At 36.6% G+C, this 7,852-nt stretch carries 7 protein-coding genes, 5 tRNA genes and 1 rRNA gene; all 13 read right to left on the bottom strand.

The window, feature by feature from the left end:
* Window positions 1-126: 126 nt before the first annotated feature.
* The gene (locus EC501_RS17810; RefSeq protein WP_122973680.1) at window positions 127-651 is read right to left on the bottom strand and encodes a type 1 glutamine amidotransferase domain-containing protein; all 525 of its coding nucleotides are present in this window, start codon (window positions 649-651) and stop codon (window positions 127-129) included.
* Window positions 652-783: 132 nt separating this feature from the next.
* Window positions 784-2,136 carry a phosphoglucosamine mutase gene (gene glmM, locus EC501_RS17805; RefSeq protein WP_122973679.1) on the bottom strand — a complete coding sequence of 451 codons (1,353 nt, stop codon included), beginning with the start codon at window positions 2,134-2,136 and terminating at the stop codon, window positions 784-786.
* 108 nt (window positions 2,137-2,244) lie between these two features.
* Window positions 2,245-3,366, bottom strand: a complete 1,122-nt coding sequence (locus tag EC501_RS17800; protein WP_122973678.1) for a CdaR family protein — start codon at window positions 3,364-3,366, stop codon at window positions 2,245-2,247.
* Entirely contained in the window at window positions 3,359-4,195 is an 837-nt protein-coding gene (gene cdaA / locus EC501_RS17795) for a diadenylate cyclase CdaA (RefSeq protein WP_122973677.1), read from the bottom strand. Before cdaA ends, EC501_RS17800 begins: the two co-directional genes overlap by 8 nt.
* 310 nt (window positions 4,196-4,505) lie before the next feature.
* The gene (locus tag EC501_RS17790; RefSeq protein WP_122973676.1) at window positions 4,506-5,117 is read right to left on the bottom strand and encodes an anti-sigma factor family protein; all 612 of its coding nucleotides are present in this window, start codon (window positions 5,115-5,117) and stop codon (window positions 4,506-4,508) included.
* A 12-nt stretch (window positions 5,118-5,129) separates the two neighbouring features.
* Window positions 5,130-5,693, bottom strand: a complete 564-nt coding sequence (gene sigW / locus EC501_RS17785; RefSeq protein WP_122973675.1) for an RNA polymerase sigma factor SigW — start codon at window positions 5,691-5,693, stop codon at window positions 5,130-5,132.
* A gap of 152 nt (window positions 5,694-5,845) precedes the next feature.
* Window positions 5,846-6,751: an arginase gene (gene rocF, locus EC501_RS17780; protein ID WP_122973674.1), complete on the bottom strand. Its 906-nt coding sequence runs from the start codon at window positions 6,749-6,751 to the stop codon at window positions 5,846-5,848.
* Between the two features lie 231 nt (window positions 6,752-6,982).
* Window positions 6,983-7,057 (bottom strand) — tRNA-Gln (locus EC501_RS17775).
* Between the two features lie 3 nt (window positions 7,058-7,060).
* Window positions 7,061-7,144, bottom strand: a tRNA-Tyr gene (locus EC501_RS17770).
* A gap of 13 nt (window positions 7,145-7,157) precedes the next feature.
* Window positions 7,158-7,233, bottom strand: a tRNA-Val gene (locus tag EC501_RS17765).
* Window positions 7,234-7,271: 38 nt separating this feature from the next.
* Window positions 7,272-7,346 (bottom strand) — tRNA-Glu (locus tag EC501_RS17760).
* Window positions 7,347-7,499: 153 nt separating this feature from the next.
* Window positions 7,500-7,574 (bottom strand) — tRNA-Asn (locus tag EC501_RS17755).
* 157 nt (window positions 7,575-7,731) lie between these two features.
* Window positions 7,732-7,847: ribosomal RNA gene (gene rrf / locus EC501_RS17750) — 5S ribosomal RNA — on the bottom strand.
* Window positions 7,848-7,852: the final 5 nt, after the last annotated feature.

The raw sequence follows: 7,852 nt of genomic DNA, 5'->3' as shown, positions 1-7,852 counted from the left end.
ATTCATGGCCATTAACTAAAGAAAAAAAGAATTTACATACAAAAATAGAGAAAGGTGAATTTGAGTTTCCTCAAATTCACCTTTCCCACTATTTGAAGCTAGTTATGTCCCAGCCTCTTTTATTGATTATAATTCTTTTTCTTTTAATAAATTAACAATTTCGCGGTTAAAGGCTGGTAAATCCTTTGGTGTACGACTTGTCACAAGTTGTTTTTGGCAAACAAAAACTTCTTGGTCATGGAAGTTAGCACCCGCATTTTCTAAATCTACTTGAATGGATTTATAACCAGTAATATCTCGTCCTTCCAATGAACGAGCAGTAATTAAAAGCTGTGGACCATGGCAGATGGCAAAGACAGGCTTCATATCTGTCATAAATTTCTTCGCAAAGGCAACTACCCGATCATCATCTCGTAATAAATCTGGCGAGAAGCCCCCTGGAATAAATAATGCATCAAAATCATCTGCATTTACATCGTCGATTCCATAGTCGATTTCTACTCGAACTTCACCTTGTTTACCTCGGACCGCTTTGTTTCCAACTTTATCAATGGTTACTACGGTATGACCTGCTTCTTCTAATGCTTCCTTAGGACTTGTATATTCAATATCCTCAAACAAATCAGTAATTAATGTAGCTACTTTAGCCATTTTACACACACTCCTTTCAACTATACTATAGCCGATTTTTTGCACAAATAAACGAAAAAAGCCTCGGCCATAGAAAAAGCCAGTAAATCCACTGTTAAGAAATTTACAGCTTATCTACTGGCTATATTTATTTTAATCTGTTAATCCTAATTCTTCACGAACGACGTTTGCAATTCGGTTAACGTAGCTTTCACATTCTTCTTCTGTAGCTGCCTCAACCATTACACGTACAAGAGGCTCCGTACCCGAAGGACGAACTAAGACACGTCCATTTCCTCCCATTGCCGCTTCTACTTCGGCAATTACTTTTGCCACTTTTTCATTTTGAGTAACAGCATGTTTATCGACAACACGAACATTTACAAGCCGTTGTGGGAACACGGTCATTTCAGAAGCCAGTTCAGATAAACGTTTATCCGTTGCTTTCATAATGTTAACAAGTTGAATCGCAGTTAATAAGCCATCACCAGTTGTATTATAATCTAGGAACACGATGTGTCCAGATTGTTCTCCACCTAGGTTATAATCATTTGCTCGCATTTCTTCTACAACATAGCGATCTCCTACCGCTGTTTTCACACTTGACATTCCGTTTTCCCCAAGTGCTTTGTAGAAGCCTAAATTACTCATGACAGTTGACACTACTGTATTTTTCTTTAAGCGACCTTTACTGTTTAAATATTTACCGATGATGAACATAATTTGGTCACCATCAACAATTTGACCTTTTTCGTCTACAGCGATTAAACGGTCGCCATCTCCATCGAATGCTAGTCCAACATCTGCACCTCGTTCAAGTACTAATGTGGCTAGTTTTTCAGGGTGAGTTGAACCTACACCTTCGTTAATGTTTAAGCCATCCGGCGAAGAACCCATCGTAGAGATATCAGCTTCTAAATCCGCAAATAAATGAGTTGCTAGTTGAGAAGTAGCTCCATGGGCACAATCAAGTGCAACATGTAAACCTAGGAAATCTTCATCCACAGTTTGTTTTAAATATGAAAGATACTTTTGACCACCTTCGAAGTAATCACTTACTGTACCTAAATCGCCTCCGATAGGGCGTGGTAATGTATCTTCTTCCATATCAAGTATGTTTTCTATTTCAGCTTCTTGTGCATCTGTTAATTTAAAGCCGTCAGGTCCGAAAAATTTAATACCGTTATCAGCAACTGGATTATGAGAAGCGGAAATCATTACACCTGCAGCTGCGTTCATTACACGTGTTAAATAAGCTACACCTGGTGTACTAATAACACCTAGTCGCATTACTTCTACCCCAATGGATAGTAGACCTGCAACTAATGCTCCTTCTAACATATGCCCTGATATGCGTGTATCTCGTCCAATAATTACTTTTGGACGCTCTGTTGCATGTTTAGTTAATACGTAACCTCCAACACGACCTAGCTTAAACGCTAGTTCAGGCGTCAACTCTGAATTGGCGACACCACGCACGCCATCAGTACCGAAATATTTTCCCATTACTTTTTCTCTCCTTCAATGCTAGACATTCTATGCTTCAAAATTGAGATCTTATATGATTTATATCTCTGCAATGAATGATCTATAATTGTTTTCATTTCACACTACTTATTCTGTTGTATTACCTTCATCAGATGGTGTTTCTTCTGGAGTTTGATTAGTATCTGTTTCACCAGTATTTGTATCTTCATCATTTGATTCACTAGTATTTGTATCACTAGTGTTTGTTTCCCCCGAAGCAGGTAGTTCTTCTTCTGGTTGGTCAGGAGTTTCTTCCTCGGGTTCTGTCGTTGTTTTTGTTACGTTAGCTTGTACCTCTATGGATTTAGCCGAAAGTTTCGTTGCACCCTTTGGTAAAACTAAATCCACATCATAAACACCAGACTCTGTAATTTCTGATACGTCAAATTCTACTTCTAATTGGGTTAATGGGTCAATCATTGTTTTTGGACCAAACACTTCAATTGTTTTTATTTTTGACGATAAACTGTTAATGGTGACACCTTCCATAGGTGTTCCTGTCTGTCGAACAACGATTGGTATTTCACGACTATAAGCTCTTACATTCACCTTTACATTAACAGTGGTGGGCTCAATAATGACATCTAGTTTATTCAAGCTACTATCCAACACTTTAACATCTGCTTCTTGTTCAAAGGAAGCATTTATACCTTCTTCTGCATTAATAGTAGCTTTAACATAACTGATACTGTCAATAATACTTTTAGCACCTGTAACAAGTACTGTACTTGGTTCAACACTCATATCCGTTAGCTCATAACCTTCTGCGATAAGACCACTATTAAGTTCCGGGTCTACACTTACTTCTTTCGTGACTTTTTCCTCAATTACAATATCTACTACTTTTGGGTCGATGGTAACATCAAGTTTCTCCGATAAATTTTCATGTTGAATTGTAACTGTATGTTCACCAATTAACAACGAATTTAAGTCCACAAACACTTTAAAGTCTTTTCGTAATTTTGCTTCAAGGACAAGTTGTCTTGGTCCCTCAATCTTTACATCAACGGTCTCTGGAAGTCCTGACACAATTAAGTTTTCCGAATCGTAATAGGCTTCAAGGGGAACGTCCGTAATAATATCCATTTCGGGATTTATACCTGTAGATTGTCCACTATCAAGTTGAGCCTTCGCATAAAAGAACAGCAAAATAGCAAGTATAAGGGCTACAACTCTTAGAGCCCAGTGACTATCAAATAATTTATCCATTCTTTCTTCCCCCCCAAGTCCACTTAGAGGTTATTTCTGAATCCTGTTGAGGGCCAAACCACATTTTCCTTAGCTGAGCTTCAAATTCCTCAATTGTTAAATTACGATATAAGTTTCCATTCCGAGTGAGGCTAACTGCCCCTGTTTCTTCTGATACGACAATTGTGATCGCATCCGTTACTTCACTTAAACCAACTGCAGCACGGTGCCTTGTACCTAGTTCTTTTGATATAAACGTACTTTCTGACAATGGTAAATAACATGCAGCTGCGATAATTTTATCTTTTTGTATAATAACAGCTCCGTCATGTAACGGTGTATTTGGAATAAAAATATTAATTAATAGTTCTGAAGTAATTTCAGCATTTAACTTAATACCGGTTTCAATATATTCTGTTAAACCTGTTTCATTCTCTATAGAAATAAGCGCTCCGATTCGTCGTTTAGCCATATAGCTAACCGATTTTTTCATCGCTTCAATTAAACGTGTTTGTTCATCTTCTAATTGACTCGTTGAACGTTGAAATATTTTCCCCCTACCTAGTTGTTCTAACGCTCTTCGAATTTCAGGTGTAAAGATAATGATAATCGCTAAAAATCCCCAATCGATTACTTCTTGTAGTAACCATCCGAGGGTATCAAGGCCAAAAATAACAGTAGCAAATCTGGCGATAATGATAACAAAAATTCCCTTTAATAACTGAACAGCTTTCGTTCCTTTAATGAGGGTTAACAATTTATAAATTACGTACCATACTAATAGTACGTCCAAAAAACTAAACACAATATTTACAGGCGTAATGTCTGTAAACTGCTCAATAATCTGCACGTGGCATCCCCCACTTTTTCTTGCTATTTCATGTATATCAATGACGTCACGAAGTTATTACGTTATTACGTGAGTATAGAATATTTATTAAAATATACCTATTTTTTATTTTTATAAAAAAATAAAAAGGACTAGAGAGAATTTTTCTTATTAAAAAATTGGAATTCTGCTCAAAATGAGCCATGAAATCATTAAAAACAGTATATCATATTTTCCCCTTATAAAGCTTTCATCAAGAAAAAAGTCTACTCCAATGAGCAGACTTTAACATATTTATTTACTTATATAAAATAATCCATTCATTTAATTATTATTTTTCAAATAAAGCCATGAAATCATTTGCCGTATCTTTTATTTCATACCATAGCCATTCAAATACTTGATCAATTTCTTCAATTTGACCGGTAACGACCGAAGTAGAAGCCATATATTGTCCGTTTATAACCGTCACATTTCCTTTTACTTCTCCTTCGATGACAATATCACCATTTTTCACAACGATGTCACCTTCAACAACTTCACCTTCTGGGACAATAACTGTTTGCCCATCTACAATTAAATTCGGTTTGGCAGTGAATGAAAATTCATCAGTAGGATAACTACTTAATAAAGTAGCACTCATGAACAAGAAGAATACAGCAGCTGCAACAATAATCGGATGTTGTCTAAACCATCTTTGTACGCCAACCCGATTTTTATGTTTCGGCAAACGCTTCATTACCATTTCCTCAAAATGTGGAGGTGCTGTAATATGCGCTGCACTCTTAACAAAAGCAATCGTGTCACTTAACTCGTGCATATGTTGTTGACAGTCAGAGCACACTTGCAAATGTTTTTTTAGCTGTTGTTCATGTTCACGACTGATGTCGCCATCTAAGTATTCGTGCATATAGTCAACAATGTATTGTGGACACGTACTCATGCTTTACCCCTCCTACAGATTGTTTAATTGCTTTCTTAAAGCTTCGCGCCCTCGATGAATTCTTGTTTTAACTGTTCCTAAAGGCATATCTAGAATTTCACTTATTTCTTGCAGCGACAACTCTTCTATATATTTTAATACGATTACCGATCGATATTTATCAGGTAATCTGCTGATTTCATATTGTATTCGATCTTGTAATTCCATTTTTTCTACCGTTTCATCCGGCAATTGGTCAGATGCAGGAACATGTGAATACATATCAAGTCCGTCCGTTCCTGGAACTTCTGCATCTAAATAATAATCTGGCTTCTTCTTTCTAATTCTATCAATACAAAGATTTGTTGCAATACGGTATAACCATGTTGAAAATTTTCTTTTTTGATCGAATGTATGAAGATTTATGTATGCCCTAACAAACGCTTCTTGCGCAATATCTTCCGCTTCTTGTTTGTTCCCAAGCATACGATAACATATTTGATATAACTTGTGCTGGTAGAGGCTCACAACATCTGAAAATGCGTTTTGATCACCTTTTAGCACTTGCTTTATTCTTTTGTTCACTAACGCATCCATTTGTGTATTCCCTCTCCACCTTTTAGGCTTATTATTATTTACGTCTATCCACCGAAAAAGTTTCATGACATTTAATATTATATCAAAATTTTTTATGCCTTAAAATGACTTATTTGGTATTATTATCCTCAATACTGGGCGAAAATACTTCCTTATACTAGTTTTTCACCAAATAGTGAACCCATTAAAGCAACGGCTACATCTGCCGTTTTATTTCGTTCATCTAAAATAGGATTTACTTCTACAAACTCTGCTGATGTAATAAATCCTTCTTCCTCTAACATCTCCATTGCGAGATGACTTTCCCGATATGTAATTCCTCCCGGTACAGCTGTACCTACACCTGGTGTATATAAAGGATCAATTCCGTCTAAATCAAGTGATAAATGGACTCCGTCAACTTGACGCTCTTTTAAATAGGAAATCGTATCTTCAATTACTTTCGTCATACCTAGACGATCGATCTCATGCATTGAATAAACTTTAATTCCTAATTTTTTTATTAGCTCTCGTTCCCCTGGATCAACAGACCGTGCACCTATAATAACAATATTTTCAGGCTTGATTTTCGGTGCAAATCCCCCAATTTCAACTAACCGATTATCTCCCAATCCTAAACTAACCGCCAAAGGCATTCCATGGATATTACCTGATGGAGAAGTTTCTGGTGTATTAATATCCGCATGGGCATCATACCATATTACTCCCAAGTTTTTATACTTTGTAGCTAAACCAGCTAATGTTCCAATAGCTATACTGTGATCTCCACCTAAAACTAATGGAAATCTCCCATTATCTATTACTTCTTGTACTTTAACGGATAGTTTTGTACATACCTCAATTACTTCTTTTAAATTTTTTAGATTAGTTCCTAGTTGGGATGGGACTGTCCCCTTTTTAACTAATATATCGCCCTCATCCTTTATTTCATAACCGAGATTTTCTAATCTTTCTACAACATCAGCATAACGAATTGCACTTGGCCCCATATCTACCCCACGGCGTAATTGTCCATAATCTGATGGTACCCCTATAATGGAAACTTCACTTTTTCTCATATCTATCCCCCCTGTTGAATTCCTTATATTTTATATTGAATATTAAAATGGCTCAACTCAACAAAATATTGAATATTTATTCATTTAATATTATTCAGTTATTTTTAGAAGGATCGATTCTATAACCATATAAATTTTTAAAGGCATAAAAAAATCCCCTACTCGTTTGAGTAAAGGATTGGGATTAGAATTAATATTATGACGTTATTTCATTTTATGTATATTAAAAAATGGCTGGGGTACCAGGATTCGAACCTGGGCATGACGGAATCAAAATCCGTTGCCTTACCGCTTGGCTATACCCCAAAATGGTGGAGGGGGACGGATTCGAACCGCCGAACCCGAAGGAGCGGATTTACAGTCCGCCGCGTTTAGCCACTTCGCTACCCCTCCAAATTAACACTTATGGTGGAGGATGACGGGCTCGAACCGCCGACCCCCTGCTTGTAAGGCAGGTGCTCTCCCAGCTGAGCTAATCCTCCATAATTAGAAGTGATAATTTTTTATTTCTTAATTTATTTGGTGACCCGTACGAGATTCGAACTCGTGTTACCGCCGTGAAAGGGCGGTGTCTTAACCACTTGACCAACGGGCCTTTACAATTCTTAAACAAGACAAGATTTATAATACCACTATTAATTAGTAAATGCAACTATTTTTAAAAGTTTTTGTTAAAAATTTATGTCTATCTATTTTCTAGTAAATAATCCAAAAATACTTTTAGTAAAAATTTTTTGCAAAAAAAAAATGGCTCCGAAGGTAGGACTCGAACCTACGACCAACCGGTTAACAGCCGGTTGCTCTACCACTGAGCTACTTCGGAACGATCATAAATACCATTTTACATATATTTATTATTATACTGATATCAGTAAAATATACAAGTTATTTATTGAATTTCTATACAAAATGGAAAGGTCAAAAATGTTTACAACGAAATAAAAAAGCCACTACCGACTGAATCAGCAATGACTTTTTGAGCCTAGCAACGTCCTACTCTCACAGGGGGAAGCCCCCAACTACCATCGGCGCTAAAGAGCTTAACTTCCGTGTTCGGTATGGGAACGGGTGTGACCTCTTTGCCATCATCACTAGACTATT

This window comes from Lysinibacillus halotolerans, assembly GCF_003711845.1.
Classification (GTDB): domain Bacteria; phylum Bacillota; class Bacilli; order Bacillales_A; family Planococcaceae; genus Ureibacillus; species Ureibacillus halotolerans.
Note: the sequence above shows the minus strand (reverse complement) of the source record. Positions and strands in the feature narration are given on the sequence as shown.

Bases quoted from the DNA above. Each gene is read 5' to 3' on its own strand.
- glmM (WP_122973679.1), bottom strand. From the start codon at position 2,136: ATGGGAAAATATTTCGGTACTGATGGCGTGCGTGGTGTCGCCAATTCA.
- sigW (WP_122973675.1), bottom strand. From the start codon at position 5,693: ATGGATGCGTTAGTGAACAAAAGAATAAAGCAAGTGCTAAAAGGTGAT.
- EC501_RS17810 (WP_122973680.1), bottom strand. From the start codon at position 651: ATGGCTAAAGTAGCTACATTAATTACTGATTTGTTTGAGGATATTGAA.
- EC501_RS17790 (WP_122973676.1), bottom strand. From the start codon at position 5,117: ATGAGTACGTGTCCACAATACATTGTTGACTATATGCACGAATACTTA.
- rocF (WP_122973674.1), bottom strand. From the start codon at position 6,751: ATGAGAAAAAGTGAAGTTTCCATTATAGGGGTACCATCAGATTATGGA.
- EC501_RS17800 (WP_122973678.1), bottom strand. From the start codon at position 3,366: ATGGATAAATTATTTGATAGTCACTGGGCTCTAAGAGTTGTAGCCCTT.